This window comes from Ruegeria arenilitoris (assembly GCF_013030265.1).
Taxonomy (GTDB): domain Bacteria; phylum Pseudomonadota; class Alphaproteobacteria; order Rhodobacterales; family Rhodobacteraceae; genus Ruegeria; species Ruegeria arenilitoris_E.
Map to the genome: position 1 here is coordinate 180,378 of NZ_WPZQ01000007.1, position 16,270 is coordinate 196,647.

General features: G+C 55.2%; 18 protein-coding genes. 4 read left to right on the forward strand and 14 right to left on the reverse strand.

Annotated elements, in window-relative coordinates:
• The first annotated feature begins 42 nt into the window (after positions 1-42).
• From GOX61_RS14190 to GOX61_RS14200, 3 genes are all read left to right on the forward strand, one after another.
• Complete coding sequence (locus tag GOX61_RS14190) at positions 43-1,203, forward strand: aromatic ring-hydroxylating oxygenase subunit alpha (RefSeq protein WP_170334705.1); 1,161 nt, start codon at positions 43-45, stop codon at positions 1,201-1,203.
• 81 nt (positions 1,204-1,284) lie between these two features.
• Complete coding sequence (locus GOX61_RS14195; RefSeq protein WP_155149491.1) at positions 1,285-1,512, forward strand: hypothetical protein; 228 nt, start codon at positions 1,285-1,287, stop codon at positions 1,510-1,512.
• The gene (locus GOX61_RS14200; RefSeq protein WP_170334707.1) at positions 1,509-2,564 is read left to right on the forward strand and encodes a ferredoxin--NADP reductase; all 1,056 of its coding nucleotides are present in this window, start codon (positions 1,509-1,511) and stop codon (positions 2,562-2,564) included. The genes GOX61_RS14195 and GOX61_RS14200 overlap by 4 nt, the downstream gene beginning before the upstream one ends.
• An 8-nt stretch (positions 2,565-2,572) precedes the next feature.
• On the opposite strand, the gene GOX61_RS14205 is transcribed toward GOX61_RS14200, so the two are convergent.
• The 8 genes from GOX61_RS14205 to GOX61_RS14240 are packed head-to-tail and all read right to left on the reverse strand — an operon-like array spanning position 2,573 to position 10,487.
• On the reverse strand, positions 2,573-3,304 hold the full coding sequence (locus GOX61_RS14205; RefSeq protein WP_302478297.1) for a metallophosphoesterase family protein: 732 nt from the start codon (positions 3,302-3,304) through the stop codon (positions 2,573-2,575).
• Positions 3,305-3,334: 30 nt separating this feature from the next.
• On the reverse strand, positions 3,335-4,390 hold the full coding sequence (locus GOX61_RS14210) for an aldolase/citrate lyase family protein (RefSeq protein WP_170334709.1): 1,056 nt from the start codon (positions 4,388-4,390) through the stop codon (positions 3,335-3,337).
• A 13-nt stretch (positions 4,391-4,403) separates the two neighbouring features.
• Positions 4,404-5,204, reverse strand: a complete 801-nt coding sequence (gene hpaH, locus GOX61_RS14215) for a 2-oxo-hept-4-ene-1,7-dioate hydratase (protein WP_170334711.1) — start codon at positions 5,202-5,204, stop codon at positions 4,404-4,406.
• On the reverse strand, positions 5,201-6,055 hold the full coding sequence (locus GOX61_RS14220) for a fumarylacetoacetate hydrolase family protein (protein ID WP_170334713.1): 855 nt from the start codon (positions 6,053-6,055) through the stop codon (positions 5,201-5,203). The genes hpaH and GOX61_RS14220 overlap by 4 nt, the downstream gene beginning before the upstream one ends.
• Positions 6,055-7,527: an NAD-dependent succinate-semialdehyde dehydrogenase gene (locus GOX61_RS14225; RefSeq protein ID WP_217353865.1), complete on the reverse strand. Its 1,473-nt coding sequence runs from the start codon at positions 7,525-7,527 to the stop codon at positions 6,055-6,057. The genes GOX61_RS14220 and GOX61_RS14225 overlap by 1 nt, the downstream gene beginning before the upstream one ends.
• A 9-nt stretch (positions 7,528-7,536) precedes the next feature.
• Positions 7,537-8,520, reverse strand: a complete 984-nt coding sequence (gene hpaD / locus GOX61_RS14230) for a 3,4-dihydroxyphenylacetate 2,3-dioxygenase (protein ID WP_170334715.1) — start codon at positions 8,518-8,520, stop codon at positions 7,537-7,539.
• Positions 8,521-8,573: 53 nt separating this feature from the next.
• Positions 8,574-10,085, reverse strand: a complete 1,512-nt coding sequence (gene hpaE, locus GOX61_RS14235; RefSeq protein WP_170334717.1) for a 5-carboxymethyl-2-hydroxymuconate semialdehyde dehydrogenase — start codon at positions 10,083-10,085, stop codon at positions 8,574-8,576.
• 3 nt (positions 10,086-10,088) lie between these two features.
• Positions 10,089-10,487 (reverse strand): 5-carboxymethyl-2-hydroxymuconate Delta-isomerase, encoded by a 399-nt coding sequence (locus GOX61_RS14240; protein WP_170334719.1) that lies wholly within the window; start codon positions 10,485-10,487, stop codon positions 10,089-10,091.
• 107 nt (positions 10,488-10,594) lie between these two features.
• On the opposite strand from GOX61_RS14240, the gene hpaR reads away from it, so the two are divergent.
• Positions 10,595-11,035 (forward strand): homoprotocatechuate degradation operon regulator HpaR, encoded by a 441-nt coding sequence (gene hpaR, locus GOX61_RS14245; RefSeq protein ID WP_170334721.1) that lies wholly within the window; start codon positions 10,595-10,597, stop codon positions 11,033-11,035.
• Positions 11,036-11,329: 294 nt separating this feature from the next.
• Here the strand turns inward: hpaR and GOX61_RS14250 are convergent, their stop codons facing one another.
• From GOX61_RS14250 to GOX61_RS14275, 6 genes are read right to left on the reverse strand one after another with little or no spacing between them, the layout of a single operon-like run.
• The gene (locus tag GOX61_RS14250; RefSeq protein WP_170334723.1) at positions 11,330-12,151 is read right to left on the reverse strand and encodes a TonB family protein; all 822 of its coding nucleotides are present in this window, start codon (positions 12,149-12,151) and stop codon (positions 11,330-11,332) included.
• Positions 12,148-12,543, reverse strand: a complete 396-nt coding sequence (locus GOX61_RS14255) for an ExbD/TolR family protein (RefSeq protein ID WP_155149509.1) — start codon at positions 12,541-12,543, stop codon at positions 12,148-12,150. The genes GOX61_RS14250 and GOX61_RS14255 overlap by 4 nt, the downstream gene beginning before the upstream one ends.
• Entirely contained in the window at positions 12,540-12,911 is a 372-nt protein-coding gene (locus tag GOX61_RS14260) for an ExbD/TolR family protein (RefSeq protein WP_170334724.1), read from the reverse strand. The genes GOX61_RS14255 and GOX61_RS14260 overlap by 4 nt, the downstream gene beginning before the upstream one ends.
• Positions 12,901-13,569 carry a MotA/TolQ/ExbB proton channel family protein gene (locus tag GOX61_RS14265; protein WP_170334726.1) on the reverse strand — a complete coding sequence of 223 codons (669 nt, stop codon included), beginning with the start codon at positions 13,567-13,569 and terminating at the stop codon, positions 12,901-12,903. Before GOX61_RS14265 ends, GOX61_RS14260 begins: the two co-directional genes overlap by 11 nt.
• Positions 13,570-13,572: 3 nt before the next feature.
• The gene (locus GOX61_RS14270) at positions 13,573-14,010 is read right to left on the reverse strand and encodes a hypothetical protein (RefSeq protein ID WP_254436868.1); all 438 of its coding nucleotides are present in this window, start codon (positions 14,008-14,010) and stop codon (positions 13,573-13,575) included.
• Positions 14,011-14,033: 23 nt separating this feature from the next.
• On the reverse strand, positions 14,034-16,031 hold the full coding sequence (locus GOX61_RS14275) for a TonB-dependent receptor domain-containing protein (protein ID WP_170334728.1): 1,998 nt from the start codon (positions 16,029-16,031) through the stop codon (positions 14,034-14,036).
• Positions 16,032-16,270 lie beyond the last annotated feature (239 nt).

Genomic DNA, 16,270 nt, shown 5'->3' on the forward strand with positions numbered 1-16,270 from the left:
TATCAAAACACATGTCATCGATCTTGGCTGAGGAGCCATTAAATGACCCGAATGTACCACCGTCTGCCGGTTGAGGCATACACCTCAAAGGATTGGTTTGATGAAGAACAACGCCTGATTTTCTCGCGGACATGGCGCTTTGCCGGGCTGGCCGAGGACGTTCCTGAGCCCGGGCATTATATCTCGGTGCAGGCGGGCCTGAACAATATCTTTATCGTGATGGGGCGGGATCGTCGTTTGCGCGCGTTTCACAACATTTGCCGCCATCGCGGCACTCAGTTGATCCGCGCGGTGGGCAAGACACAAAAGGCTCTGACCTGCCCCTATCACGACTGGACATATGACCTGGAAGGCAACCTGATTTCGGTGCCAGATGAGGCCAGAGAGTTCCCGAACGGTGTTGACAAGAAGTGTTTTGGTCTGAAACCGGCGAGTGTCGATATCTGGCGGGGAATGCTGTTCGTACATCCGGACCCGGATCCGCCATCTCTGGCAGAATGGTTTGGCGCGGTTGACCCGTATCTCGGACCTCACAAACCGGAAGAATTAGTTGAATATCCAGATTCAGCCAGCTCGTATGAGATCAGGGCGAACTGGAAGATCGTCGTCGAGAACTATATTGATGTCTATCACCTGAGCCATCTGCATTCGAATACGTTGTATATGTATGATCACGCCAAGGCCGAGTATGGCTGGGAAGGTCCGCATTATCATTTCTGGGAACCTCCCGCGCCGGACTATGCGGAAGATCTTGAAAACAACCTGCCGTTTCCGCGCGTCATCCCCAAACCGCACTCGGGGGCGTGGGTGCCAATGCTGTTCCCCGGAATCGGAATAGGGGCAAGTGAGGAAAGCTGGAATCTGTTCATCATCACCCCACTGGCACCCGATCTGACGCGCATCCAGAACCGGAGCAAGTTGGCTAACGTCTCGGGCTGGGAATTCCAGAAGCAACAATGGAGCAGCTGGGGGTTCTGGAAGGGCTTTGGCGGACCCAAATACGAAGGCGATGACACCATTGATGAAAACGATCCGATGGCGTCGGGTGATTTCACCGCCGAGGATGTCTATGCCTGTGAACAGCAGCAGAAATCCCTGTATAGCCCGTATCTGGAAATCGGGCCTTCCGCCGTTGGCGAAAGTCCGATTACGAACCATCAGCAGGCAATTCTGGATTTCATGAAGGCGCAAGAGGCGTCTTGAGGTAACTGAAACACTGCGAGTTCATCGGGCTGATTGATCAACTGGCTTTGTTGCCGGTCTTGAACTTTAGATGGGATAGCCATGATACTGTTTTTTCTTTCTAACCTGATCTTTCTGGCCAGCTTTGTCTGGTTGATGCTGAGCGGTGCCGGCCTTGTCATGTGGGCGGGGTGGGTTGTCGCCTGGTTTGCTGTCGACTACGCGGTCATGTGGATTACCGGATATGAACCGCCCAACTGGATCTGGGGCGCAATTCTCGCGGTGCTGGGCGGCCTTTGGGTGATGTTAGGTGCAGGATACGTTGCATGACAGCCGCATTCTTCAAACTGACTGTAAGTGACATTCGTGAGGAAATTGGCGGTGACGCTACAAGCGTAATCCTGACCGTTCCGGAAGAGGCGTACGATCAGTTTCAGTGGCAGGCGGGGCAACATCTGCCGTTGCGGTTCATGATCGACGGGCAGGAGCATCGCCGCTGTTACACGATCTCGAACCCGCCGGGTGAAAATTTGCGTATTACCGTCAAACGAACCAAAGGTGGTGTGGTTTCAAACTATGTGGCTGATCGGCTGGCAGTTGGCGATATCGTTGAATCTCAGAGGCCGCATGGACGGTTTGTTCTTGAACCGGGACCGTTGAAACGACGCACGCATTATTTCTTTGGTGCAGGCAGTGGTATCACCCCACTATATGCGATGATCAATGCAGTACTGACTGATGAACCTTATTCGGTTGCGTATCTGATTTATGGCAACAAATCCCACAAGAGCATCATCTTTCACGAAGAACTTGATGCACTGGCGGCAGAATACCCTGAACGTTTCACTGTTCGGCACATTCTGTCCTCGCCTTCGATGTGGACCTGGTTTTCACCATGGCGCTCTGGTCGGGTAGATGCCGAGGCGATCGAGGCTGCGATCGATGAGACACCGCCAGTCGCGCAGAACGTACAATATTGGATCTGCGGACCAGGGGAGATGAACAAGGCAACCCGAGCTGCATTGTTGGCGATGGACGTGCCTGACAACCGTATTCACTTGGAAAGCTTTGGTGGCGCAGGCGCCATTGACACAACGGTCAAAGGTATCGCTGCAACAGCTTCGATTACTTTGGACCGTCAGGAGCATACGGTTCAGGTTGCTGCGGATCAAACCGTGCTCGAAGCTGCCCTCGCTGCGGGTTTGCGTCCAGACTATAGCTGTCAGTCGGGCGTTTGCGGAAGTTGCAAGGCGAGGTTGAAAAAGGGCAAGGTCCATATGCGTGCGCAGATGGCCTTGGATGACGAAGAGATCGCGCGCGGCGAAATCCTGACCTGTCAGAGCGTTGCTGAATCGGATGCGCTGACAATCGAGTACCCCTAAGTTTCGGGCTAGCGGGTGAGTGGTTTTCGGCCGTCCTGATCCAGAACCCAACACCGGTTGCCTTCGAACACGGCGGCGGTAAGCGCATTCCCGTATCCCGCACCCGTATCCAGATTGATCCGGTTGCCATGATGTTCGGGCATGGCAACATGGGTATGACCATGGACGACGACTTGGGGGTGTGGCTCGCGGTAGGTCAGAAACTCGTCGCGGATCCAGATCAGGTCGTCGGGATCCTGTTGATCCAGTGCGATACCGGGTCGAATACCGGCATGCACAAACAGAACCCCATCTTCCTGATGAAAGGTCTTCAGCCCTGCCAGAAACTCCAAATGCGCTTTTGGTACAGCGTTTCGGGCTTGGGAATGAACCTGATAGATCCGGTCGCCTTCAGCAACGTCCACCCCATAGGATTTCAGCGTTTCGATTCCTCCGATCCGGGGATGAAGCCAGTGATATCCGACCAATAAACGGGCATCGTTGCGAGGATATTTTTCCATGAACATGGAACACATCTGATCGTGATTGCCGCGCAGGAAGATCCAGTTTCGACCGTCTGCTTGTCCGCGCAGCAACAAGTCTATTACCTCACGGCTTTGTGGTCCGCGATCCGTGTAGTCGCCCAGAAAGACAATCCTGGCATCCGCTCCGCCGTCCTGTTCAATCCGTACCAATGCCTCCTGCAGCATCTCTAGCTGGCCATGGATATCTCCGATGGCGTAAACGGGATTGGGTGCCAATCAATCGTTCCTTTCTGGCCTAATCTTGCGCTAATCAGCCCATTTGATTTTGAAGTCTTCGCGGAAGGCAAATCGTATCAGATGGCTCTCAATCACGTCTTTCCATTTTGTGATGTCACCCCGATGGCCGGTTTCAGCCTGAATATTCAGATGGGTGTCGTCGGCAGTCATTGAGACCCGATAGCCATCGGCGAACGACACGCTGCCCTGATGCGCATCAAACGACGCTTCGGCCTTATGGGACCAGTGCTTGCACAATTGCTGCAGATATTTGCTGGCCGAACCGGTCTGGGCGAAACCAGACGCAGTTTGGTTCGGCAATAGGGCAAGCGCGTCATCCGCCGCCTTGCGTATTGCATTGGCAAACAAGGTCACATCAATGCTGGTGGCCACAAATGTTGCACCCAGATTCAGACATTTACGCTGCAAAACTGGATCGAGCGTCAGAATACCGGCAGCTTTACCCGACGCAACGATCCGGCGTATCGCGTCCAAAACGGCCTTTGTTACGTCCGGATGACCGGCCTCACCAATATGTCCTATATCCGCTGCGAGATCTGATGGCCCGATGAAAACTCCGTCAACTTCGGTCGCCAGAATGTCGTCCAATGCGTCCAGACCAGCGCGGTTTTCAACCTGGACCAGCAGGCAGATCTGTTCGTCGGCCGTATTCAGATAGTCCGGGATCGCAGCAAAGTTTGATGCGCGTGCAAGTGCTGACCCGACACCCCGTACGCCATGTGGCGGATATTGCACGGCCCGAACCAGGTCTCGGGCCTGTTCGCCGCTTTCGACCATCGGCACCAGAATGTTCTGAACACCTGCATCCAGATACTGTTTGATCATCCAGGTCTCACCGACCGGCAGACGTGCGACTGGCACACTGCCCGAACCTTCGATCACACGCACCTGGTCAAGGATCGAGCGTAGATCGTTGGGTGCGTGTTCTCCATCGACCAACAACCAGTCAAACCCTGCGGTCGATGCGATTTCAGCAGCATAGGCATTGGCCATCCCGATCCAGCATCCAAGTTGAGGCTGACCTGCTTTCAGAGCGGCTTTGAACATATTCTTTGGCGCGGGCATGTGTGGCGCTCCTTCAGGCGAAGTTGATATCGACCGATCCGAACGGTCCGAAATCCGCGTGAATCTCGGTGCCTGACGGGCATTCTACGGGGCGAATGAAGCTGCCAGATAGTATGACCTGACCGGGTTCGATGCTTTGGCCGTATTGCGCCATGCGTCGTGCCAGCCAGACAACGCTTTCAACCGGATCGTTGAGTACACCTGCACCCAAACCGGTCTCTTCAATCTCACCATTTCGGAACGTCAGCGCCCCGACCCAGCGCAAATCAAACGTATCGATGGCGTGTTGTTCGGTTCCCAAAACGATGCCCGCGTTGGCAGCATTGTCACTGATCGTGTCAAAGACGGTTCGGGATTTACCTGTTGCAGGGTCTACCCGCTGAATGCGTGTGTCGAGGATTTCGATTGAGGGTGCAACATAGTCTGTTGCGGCAACTATATCGTCGCGCGAAACGTTTTCCCCACCGACGGCTGACTTCATGACAAAGGCGATTTCCGCCTCGATCCGGGGCTGAATGAACCGGCCTGCTGGCACCGTATCACCGTTGTCGAACGCCATGTTATCGAACAGTATGCCACTGTCGGGGATGTCGATGTTCAGCGCGTATTGCATTGCCTTCGAGGTAAGCCCGATCTTCCATCCGATCACTTTGCGCCCTTCGGCCAGTTTCTGGCGATAGATGGCGTTCTGCACCTTATAAGCGTCGTCCATTCCCATCTCGGGGTGGCGCAGCGTGAGCAAACCGATCTGCTCACCCGTGCGTTCGGCTTCCAGCAGATCTGCTGCGGCACGGACGTGATCTTCGGGTGTCATACCTGTTCATCCTCAACGGTGTTTCGCAATGTACCGATCCCATCGACTGAGATTTCAACGACATCACCCGGGGCAAGGTATTTGGGTGGGTCAAACCGCGCGCCGGCACCTGTGGGCGTGCCGGTGACGATGATGTCGCCAGGTTGCAGCGTCATGAAGGTCGAGATGTACTCGATCTCGCGCCGGATCGGGAACATCATGCGGTTCAACGTGTCGTCCTGACGTAATTCACCATTTACACGGGTTTGAATGCGGGCGTCATCTAGCTGCGCCGCATCGGTGAAGGGCACCAGCCACGGGCCAATTGCGCCCGAGTTGTCCCAATTCTTGCCTTGTGTGACGTTGAACTTGGCGTGCCGCACCCAGTCACGGATCGTACCCTCGTTGCACAATGTCAGCGCAGCGATGTGGTCATAGGCATCTACCTGCGAAATCCGCCGCCCAGCTTTGCCGATTACGATGGCCACTTCGCCCTCATAGTCCAGAGTGTGGTTCTCAGGCGGGCGGATCATAGGGCGGTTATGGCCGGTGAAGCCGCTGGCAAAGCGTGGAAACAGCGACATGTATTTTGGCTGTTCACTACCATCTTTGTATTCGGCATTTCGGTCCGGAAAGTTCACCCCGACGCAAAGGATACGGCGGGCATCGGACATTACCATTTCATAGGTGAAATCCGTGTGGGTAACCGGCTTTCCTTCTGCTACTTTAGCCAGCTGGTCGAACTGACCTGCGGCGATCACTTCATAGAGACTGCTGTGACCCGGGAAGGCGTCATTCAACGCAATTGCCCCCTCGTCGGTGATTGCACCGAAGTAGGTTTCGCTGTTGGCGGTGTAGGTGGCAAAGCGCATCAGACCTCCTCGGCGGCATCGATCCCGCCCATGCATAGGTATTTGAGTTCCATGAAGTCATCCAGACCATGGCGCGATCCCTCGCGGCCCAGTCCGGACATTTTAGCGCCGCCAAAGGGTGCTTCGGCGGTTGAGATCAATCCGGTGTTGATGCCAACCATGCCATACTCAAGCGCTTCAGAGACGCGCCAGGCGCGGGCCATGTCACGCGAATAGAAATACGAGGCCAAACCAAACTCGGTATCATTAGCTGCCGCGACGACCTCGGCTTCGGTGTCGAACCTGAATAGTGGCGCGACCGGGCCAAACGTTTCCTCACTGGCCACAGCCATATCCGGCGTTACGCCGGTCAGAATGGTGGGTTCAAAGAATGTGCCGCCAAGAGCATGCTGTTTGCCACCAAGCGTGATCTGAGCGCCCTTTGATGTAGCGTTGGAAATATGTTCGGTCACCTTGTCTACGGCGGCTTGGTCGATCAACGGACCAAAGATGATACCTTCGTCAAACCCGTTTCCGGTGGGCAGGGTCGCGACCTTGGCGGCGAGCTTTTCAGCAAAGGCGTCATAAACCCCGGACTGCACGTAAATTCGATTGGCACAGACACAGGTCTGGCCGTTGTTGCGGAATTTGGCGATTACAGCACCTTCGACGGCAGCATCCAGATCTGCATCGTCGAACACGATGAACGGTGCGTTGCCGCCCAGTTCCAAACCCAGTTTCTTGATCGTGGGCGCGCATTGCGCATAGAGCATCGCACCGATCTCGGTCGACCCGGTAAAGGTCAGTTTTTGCACGATCTTGTTCGACGTCATCTCGCCGCCGATGTCGCGGGCTGAGCCTGTGATGACCGAGAACAAACCGGTGGGCAGGCCCGCCCGTCCAGCCAATACTGCCAGTGCAATTGCCGAGAATGGAGTCTGGCTGGCGGGTTTCAGCACCATTGAACAGCCCGCTGCAAAGGCTGGCCCTGCCTTGCGCGTGATCATAGCGTTGGGGAAGTTCCATGGTGTGATTGCAGCAACAACACCGATGGGTTGTTTAATCGTGATGATCCGCTTGTCCGGCGCATGGCCGGGCGTCACGTCACCATAGGCGCGCCTGGCTTCTTCGGCGAACCATTCAATGAAGGAGGCGCCATAGGCAATCTCACCTTTCGCTTCAGCCAGCGGTTTGCCCTGTTCAGCAGTCAGGATCGCGCCCAGATCGTCCTGATGCGCCATCATCAGCTCAAACCAGCGACGCAGGATCTGGCTACGGTCTTTGGCCGTCCGCTTTGCCCAGTTTTTTTGCGCGATTTGAGCCGCTTTGATGGCTGCGCGTGTCTCTTTAGCCTCCAGATTAGGAACATATCCAATGACATCGCCTGTGGCCGGGTTGGTCACGGCCAAGCCGTTTTTGGCATCGGCCTCAATCCAGTCATCGCCGACAAGGGCTGCCTGACGCAGCAGCCCGGGATCTTTCAGGTCCAGCATTCCAGTACCCTACGGCGCAATGATGGGTGAGGCGGCAAGATCAGCCTCTTTCACGTCAACACCGACAAAGGGTGTGCCGTGCTCGAACCAGCTGCGCGGGGCAGGGGCTCCCCAGAGGGTTTGGCGCTGTGGATCTTTCAGGTCCCATTTGATCGGCTCCAGATCAGGATCGACTGTCTGGTAATCCGAGCAATAGATTTCGATGCGGTGACCATCGGGGTCGAGGATGTACAGGAAGAATGCGTTCGAAATACCATGTCGCCCTGGTCCGCGCTCGATATTGTCGACGTAGCCGGTCGTGGACATCAGATCGAGCAGATCAATGATATTGAGCGGCGTCGGTACCCAGAACGCCACGTGATGCATGCGCGGGCCCGTTCCGTTGGTGAATGCCATGTCGTGAACGCCACCTTTGCGATGCATCCATGCGGCCCAAAGTCGTTTGCTGTCTTCATCCTCGGTGTATTCGGTTACGCGGAACCCGAAATCGCTGTAGAAAGCGACGCTGTCGTCGACATTGGTCGAGAAACAGTTGAAGTGATCGATCCGCAGCGGCTTTACCCCACGATAGAGAGCGTATTTCTGATGGATCGGCTCCAACCGGTCCATCTTGTGATAGAACTCCAGCGGGATTCCCATATTGTCCGAGGTCAGGAGTGTCCGCCCCTGATAAGGACGCTCAACCCATTCGGTCTGACGGCCCTTGGCTTTGAAGTATGCTTCGGCCCGGTCCAAGTCCGCTTCATCGAAGGTTTTGAACCCCATGACTTCGACGGTGCCCGGTTGATCTGATTTCTGCAGGATCACACAATGATGACCACGCTCTTCCATGGCGCGCAGATATACATGGGTGTCGTTCTCGTCTGAAACCTGCAGGCCCAGAACTTCGGAATAGAACTTACGCGATGCGGCCAGATCACTGACATTCAGGCAGACATGGCTCAGGCGGATCGTGTTGAAATCAGGATAAAGATTGGGGGCGGGAACGGGCATTGAAGCCTCCTGGAGTTGGTGTGGTTTCGCGCGTCTTGGATCGGGGCCTGCCGTTAGAGCTTGCCCAATTGCATGATCTTGTGCTGGCCAGTGGCAAAGCCGATGTGCTTTTGCTCCATGTAGAATTCAAAGCTCCAGTCACCGCCGTCGCGGCCGATGCCCGATGCTTTGACCCCGCCGAATGGTGTGGGCAGGTGGCGTACATTCTCCGAGTTCACCCAGATCATTCCGGCCTCGAGCTTGTCGGTAAACCGCAGCGCGCGCGTCAGATCATTGGTCCAGACATAGCCGGTCAAACCATAGGGCGTGTCGTTGGCAATCCGCAGGGCTTCATCTTCGGTTGTGAACGGGATCGAAGTCAGGACAGGACCAAAGATCTCTTCCCGTGCAATGCGCATATTGTTGCTTGCATTGGTGAACAGGGTGGGGCGTACGAAATAGCCTTCGTCGCCTACCTTGACGCCTCCAGCTGCTACGGTGGCACCATCTTCTTTGGCGATGTCGAAATAGCTGGTGACCTTGTCGTAATGTTCCTGAGTGACTAGCGGGCCGATTTCGGTCGCCGGATCCAGCGGGTGACCGACCTTGATATTGTTCACCCGCTCGATCAGTTTCGCCTCGAACTCTTCCTTGATCGTGTCCTGGATCAACAGGCGTGAAGATGATGTGCAGCGTTCACCGTTGATCGAATAGATCATGAAAATTACGGCATCCAGCGCCCGCTCCAGATCAGCGTCGTCGAAGACGATGACCGGGTTTTTGCCGCCCAGTTCAAGATGGTTCCGTTTGTGAGTATCGGCACCCTGTTTTACGATCAGGCTGCCGGTGCGGCTTTCGCCCACAAAAGCGATCGCTTTCAGCAGCGGGTGTTCGCACAGAGCTTTGCCTGCATCGGGGCCATACCCGTTCACGGTATTCAGCACACCTTTGGGCAGCCCGGCCTCTTCCGCGATCTCAACCAGCAGCCTTGCCGTCAGCGGCGAGTCTTCGGCCGGCTTGTGGACCACTGTACAGCCAGCGGCCAGCGCGGGTGCAATCTTCCATGTGGACAGCATAAACGGCGTGTTCCAAGGGGTAATCACACCCACCGGCCCGATTGGTAAGCGGCTGGTGACATTCATCAGGGTCGGGGATTTCAGATGCTGCCCATCCCGCGCCTGAACAACCTGATCGGCGAAGTAGCGAAAGTTCTCTGCGCCGCGCAGGGCCGCTTTGGACATGAAACGGATGGTCTGGCCGGTGTCCCAGCATTCGCACAAGGCAATTTCTTCGGCGCGTGCCTCGATCGCATCAGCGACATTCAGCAGGATTTTGCGGCGTTCGGTGGCGGACATGTCGCGCCATTCCGGAAAGGCATCAGCGGCGGCTTTGGCGGCGACATCGATGTCCTGTGCGGTGCCATGTGCCACATCGCAGATCACTGACTTGTCGATCGGTGATGTAGATTGGAACACACCTGCTGTGCCGTCCTGATCTTTGCCAGCGATACGGTTCTTGATCCCGCCTTGCCTGAAGCGCGCCAGATAGCCGGTCAGTTTTTCGATATTGGTGTCCAGTGCGCTCATGCGTCAGGTCTCCTGAGTGCTTGGTCCCAAATGGTCACGGATCGTGCCGGTTTTGGGTGAAAGGTCGGGGTTGATGTCGCGCATTTCGAGCGATAGCGCGATGGAGTATTGCGAGAAGGCCGGTGCCAGATATGTCTTCACGGCTTCGAATATCTGTTGGGCAGCATCCTGTTTGAATTCGTCAGGGCGCCCGGCGCGCAACCGGATCGAGATATCAATAAAGCCATGATCAGGGTTACCATCGGCGATGGAGTAGTGATCGACCCTTGTTGCGCGCACGCGGATGCCGGGCATGGGAAAGGTATCAATCTCGGTTGCGGTTGACCGTATGCATTCACACAGGCCAGCCATGTCGATCCGATCCTCGAGATTGCCGGAATATTCGACGTGGAAGTGGGGCATGTGGTCTCCTCTAATTAGTAAACATGTTTAGTAAATGATACCGACACTGTCAAGAACTTGCTTTGTTAATCTTTGCAATTCCCGGATCAGGTCTCTAGAACGCGGATATGACTGTACAAAGCCATACCACCAGCACCTCGCGTGCTTTGCCCATCGCCTTGCTGCGCGCGCGCGAAACCGTCATGGCGCCAATTCGCGACATGTTGCAAGGCATCCAGCTGACCGAGCAAAAGTGGAGAATCCTTCGCGTTCTCGATGAGATGGGAGAAGTGGAGCAGAGCACGATCTCGAAAGAGGCCTGTCTGCTGCTGCCCAGCCTTACCCGTATTCTTCGGACGATGGAGGCTGATGGTCACGTCACCCGTCGTCGGGACAGTCAGGACAAGCGGCGCACCATGGTGACGATCACCGATAGCGGTCGCCTCATACTCGAAGAAAACCTTGCGACCTCGCTGGCAATTTACAGCAGCATCGAACAGCAGATGGGGCAGGAGAAGCTTGATCAGCTACTGGACCTGCTTGAGGAGCTGCAGGCGGTCAGGGTCTGATCCCCAAAGGCGATCGGCTTGCGCACCTGGGTATCGATTGAGGACTGCTCGGCTGATCGGAATACCGCGTTGCCTCAGGATGAGGGCTTCAGTGAATTCTGAAAGTAAAGCGGCCCACCCTTGTGCCGAAGGAAGCCGTAGCCGTTGACAAACACAACGTCGATATCGCCCGGCTTTGCTGTACAAGCCAAGCGTAGCAGAACCTTATCGAACTCTATTGCAAATCGGGGCAGGGAGGCAGGACACTCTGCCTGCCGATGGATAAGCACCAGCACCGTGAGAAGCAGACCTTCACTATTTCCCGACGATTTTGATGGTGAAATTCCGTCTGGCAGAGGGCGGTGGTGGAGGAAAAGGAGCTGCGGCTTTTACCTGTGCAAGTGCGACCTGATCCAGTCGCTTTGATCCCGAGCTGCGGCTTATCGAGGCCGACATCAAGGAGCCGTTATCGGCAATGCGAAATGATACCAGTGCAGCGCCCCGGATGTTGACGCTTTTTCGGCGCGCGCGCATGATGGCACGCTTGACCAGTCCGGCATAATTGCTCGCCTCGGCATTGCCTTGCTTTGCGGAATTGACCTTGGCTTTTTGCGCATTTGCAGCGCCCTTGCTTGTCTCGCCAGCCTCACTGCCTTTTTTGGCATTGTTCTTAGAATTCCCCTGCTGCGCCGCGACCTGACTTTTCGCCTCTGGTTCGGGTTCTGGTTTTTTGACTTTGCTTTGCTCTGGCGCTGCCTTTGGTTTGGCCTGCTCGATTGGTTTCATGGCCTGTTGTTGCGTGGCCGGTTTTTGAACGGCAACGACAGGTGTGGCTGAGGCGGCTGCCGGTGCCGGACTGGCTGCAGCAGCGATCTCTGATTCCATCACCTGCTTGGAAGGGTCTATAGGTTTTGATTGTTCGGGTGTTTCAGCGGTATGTTGTTTGGTGACATCAGCTGCCGCTGCAGTTCCCGCTGTGTAATCTTCAAAAGAGGAACCCAACGCAGCAACCTCAACAGATCCACCGCCTTCGATCTGTATCTCTTCCTTTGCTGAGAAATCGTGCAACGCAACGCTGTGGGTGGCGAGGGCCAGCAGGATGGCGATGATGGCTGCAGTACGGGAACTCGGGATCATTGCAACGCTCTTTCAGTGACGACGAAGATCTTTTTGGCCCCAAGGCCGCGCAATTCTGTGCTGACCTTCACCAGCTCGGTTGCTGGCAAGGCCCGATCCGGGACGACCCGAACGCTATCCAGCGGCAATTCCAGCGCTGCACGATCCACATATGCGCCAACCGAGGTCAGTTCGGCACCACGATATTCGAGAACGCCGTCAGCTCGGATCACCAATGCATCCGGCGGTTCGCGCCCTTCCAGATCCCGTGTCTCTGCAAGCTGCACAGAGTTGCTGAGCGGCGGCGCGATACTGCCCGCGATCATGAAAAAGACCAGCATCAGAAAGACGACATTGATAAGTGCAATTGTCGGCTCTTTGGCCTGATCAGATTTTGGATCAAGACTGATCATCCCAGCACCCGCGTCTGTAGCATCTTCATGGGGTGCAGTACCGTCAGCAGGTCAATAAGTTGCTGCGAGCTTGCTTCTTTTTCGAGACTGATCAGCACCGACTGCTGCTTGTCACTTTGCAAAGCTGCCCCAAGCTGGTCGAGGGGCAGGGGTTTGCCATCAAGTGTGATGCGCTCGGCCTCGAGTTTCAGAAAACGGATGGTGCTTTCCTGTGTGCTGCCACCAGCCCCTGCCGAAGTCAGTTCGATCTCGCCAAATTTTGAAAAGGTCGAACTGAGCATGAAGAACAGCAGAAGCAGAAAAATGACATCGATCAGCGATGTCAGTGACAGGCGCTTGCGCCGTTTTTTCCGGGTATCAAGCGCCATGAGCCAGTTTCGTGGTCGCGAGGGTGGCGCCCAGTGGTTCCTCTGCCGCGTGACCGGGTGCAAAGATCGTCCGCAGAGCCCGGTTCGCAAAAATGCGTTCGCGTCGCATACGAGCCTCGAACCAGGTCAGGATCAAAGAGGTGGGCATTGCCACCGCCAGACCTGCGGCGGTTGTCATAAGGGCTACCCAGATACCGCCAGCCAATAGCGAAGGGTCCACCGCGCTTCCGGCGCCCTGAAGTTCCTGAAAGGCTTCAATCATTCCAAGTACGGTTCCAAACAGCCCCAGAAGAGGTGCGAGTTGTGACACCATATCCAGAACATTCAATCCGCGTTCCAGCCGGGCAAAGCGTTCTTCGGCCTCGGCATCGACGCGGTCCGAGAGTGTCTGATTTCCGCCTGACAGTGCCATCCGGACCACAGGCTCCAGATAGCTGCGGCTTTTGCGTAAATGGGCCAGCGCTGCGTCGCGGTCATGTCTGTCCCAGGCTTCAATCGCAAGAGAGAGTTCCAGATGGCGTCCAACGCCTGCAACTTTATATTGCCACAGCTTATACAGGACCAATGACAGCGTGGCGATTGATGCGGCGATCAGAATGGCGACAACCGGGCCGCCAAGTTCGAGTATTTCCAGGAGGGTATTGTGAAGATCTGACATTGGTTAACCGATCATCTCTGTTTCAAGCCGGCTTTTGAGACGCAGACCATCCATACAGGCATCTGTCGAATTGCCGTTACTCTCGCAGGTCGCTGCGCCGTTGATCAGAATTCCTCCGATCTGGTCGCACTTTCTGTCGTTAAACTGAAACTGTCTTACCCTCGGACGTCCGGTGGGTAGTTCCGCGAAGTCGAGCAGAGTCAGCAACGAAACCTCTCCCTCTTTGCCGAACAGGACGACCTCATAAACAGCTGAGGAAATATCATCCGGATTGCTGTTCTCGATCAGAAAATTCAGCAGGCAGCCGTCGTCTTTGGCTTCCGCCGAACTCAGTTCGATCATAACACCGGGGGGTTCCTGAGCTGCGGCAAATCCTGCCCCTGTGATCAGGGGCAGGATTGTCGGGACCGCTCGGACAATGTTGCGAAAATGGGTTTTCATCATTGTCGGTCCTTTCGATTGGATCAGAAGGTTTTCGCCAGTGTCAGCTTGAAGTTGCGACCTGGTGCATTTCGGGTCGACAGATAAGGCAGGTAGTTCTTGTCCAGGATATTCTCGATCCCGACACGAAATTCGAAGCCCGCAAGAGCGCCTTCCTGAGGCAGGTACGTGGCGCGCAATGCGTTCACGCCGTAACCTGCGGCCAGAGTCCGACCGTTGGTCTGGACGGCCTTGGCTCCCAGAATTTCCCAGCTCACATCCAGAGTTTCACCAAATCGCTTACCAAGTGTGAGACGTGCGGTATCAGCAGGTTCATTGCTCCAGCGAGACTCGGCCCCGGTGCTGCTTGTTTGGGTGGCATCCGTTACGTTCGCGTTGAAGTCGACGTAGAATCCAGTCGCATGCGCATAAGACGCTTCGATTTCGACACCCTGGCTGTTGATCTTGTCAATATTTCGGTAAGATGTGATGTCCCGCAGGTTTGTGTTGTAAAGGTTGACCTTTGCGCGCAATACGTCACCTGACGAGAATACATCGCCGCGGTTGTACGAGAAGCCGGCTTCCCAAGTCGTCGATTTCTCGGATTGCGTCATGAAGAGAGGCGTACCCAGATCGTCGATAATCGGCAGGTTCTCTGTGTAGGCGCCGCTGGCAAAGACCGCAAAGCCGCTCTCGAACTCGTACCGGGCTGACAGTCCGCCCATGAGTGCATTATTATTGTATTCCGCGTTTTCCGGCGGTCTTTGATCCGCATCGCCCTTAAGGGATTGCGTTTCATACCGAATGGCCGGTGTGATCGTCCAGTTTTCTCCGATCTGCATGTCGTCTACGGCGAAAACAGCAAAGCGGCGATCTGTTCCGCCGGGTGCAGCGGTTGCATCAAGACGTTTGCGGTTGATGTATTCAACACCCACACGCAGATCGTGATCGACGATGCCCGTTTGGAAATAGGCTGTATTCTTAACCGTCAGCTTGGTCGTTTCATATCGGTGGTCGGCATTTCGAAGGGCTGCAGTGAACCGCGATCCACCGACCGCAGTGCTGTCGATTTTCTGATCCGAATAGCTCAGGTTAACATCCAGATCGATCAGATCGTTATCAGCGGGTCTGTATTGGTACCGCAGGATGCCAACAGCCGTTTCGATGTCTCTGTCGACATTCCCGAAAGCACCGGCAGTTGTTCCGAAGGAATCGTACGGAACATCTCTTTCTTCAGACTTTGAGTTGTTCCAAGACGCAGTAAGAGAGTGCTCGAGGTTGTCACCGAATGAGTATTTGGCCTTCGCAAGGTATGACGGCAGCTCAAATGCACTGTTTCCGATGGTCTCACCACCGCCATCTTTCTGATCGCTCTGTTCTCGGTGAGTGTAGTTCAGCAAGAACTCATACTGCTCGGTCGGTTGCCATGCCAGAATGGATGAGGACAGGAAGCCATCGCCATTTGATGCTCCGCCAAAGGTTTGTCGGAAGCGGAAGCCAGGTTGACCTCCGGTGAAGTCAGAGGCGTCTTTGGTTTCCAGCAGAATTGCACCGCCAACAACGCCGGATCCGTACTCGAAAGAACCTACGGTGCCGCGTAGAACGGATACGCTTTTATAAAGCTCCGGATCGGTGAACAGCTGGTTGCCGATGCGATAGAGTTCTTCGGCACCGGTGGTCGCGCCATCGACCTGAATCAGAACTTTCTGGTCGGTTCCGAATGTACCATTCGCACCGAAGCCGCGGATATTTATACCGGACCCCTGAGGCGTTGAGCCATTCACAAGCGTTACACCAGGAACCGAGTCGATCAGCTCTGCGACAGTGTTAGCCTGCCGGTCATTGATTTCTTCCTGATCAATATTGGTGACCGGGATTGCAGTTTCAGTCTGGATTTCTCGTTTACTTTCACTCAGCTCCAGGGTGCCGAGGAAGCCATCTTCCTGTTCTTGTCCCTGTTCCTGCGCCAAAGCCCCCGCTGCGATTATGCTCAGGCAAGAGGCTGTGCCCAAAAGCCTCATCATTCGAAATTGTGCACGCATTTCTGTCCCTTCGATACACACTTGGACCGGAAGGGCTTGCACTAAGCTGGCGGTGGTCTGTTTTGGTCTTGTTTTCTGAATCACTGTTCAGTGACGTGGGACCGTTAATAAAGCTTACTAAAATAGTCAACAAACAATCTTTATATCAATATTGACTACGCAACGTCCGGCAGCGGCCTGTGAGGTCACAATGGATGCAGCGGAAGTATAGCCTTGCGATCAATCTTGTGACCGTGGCC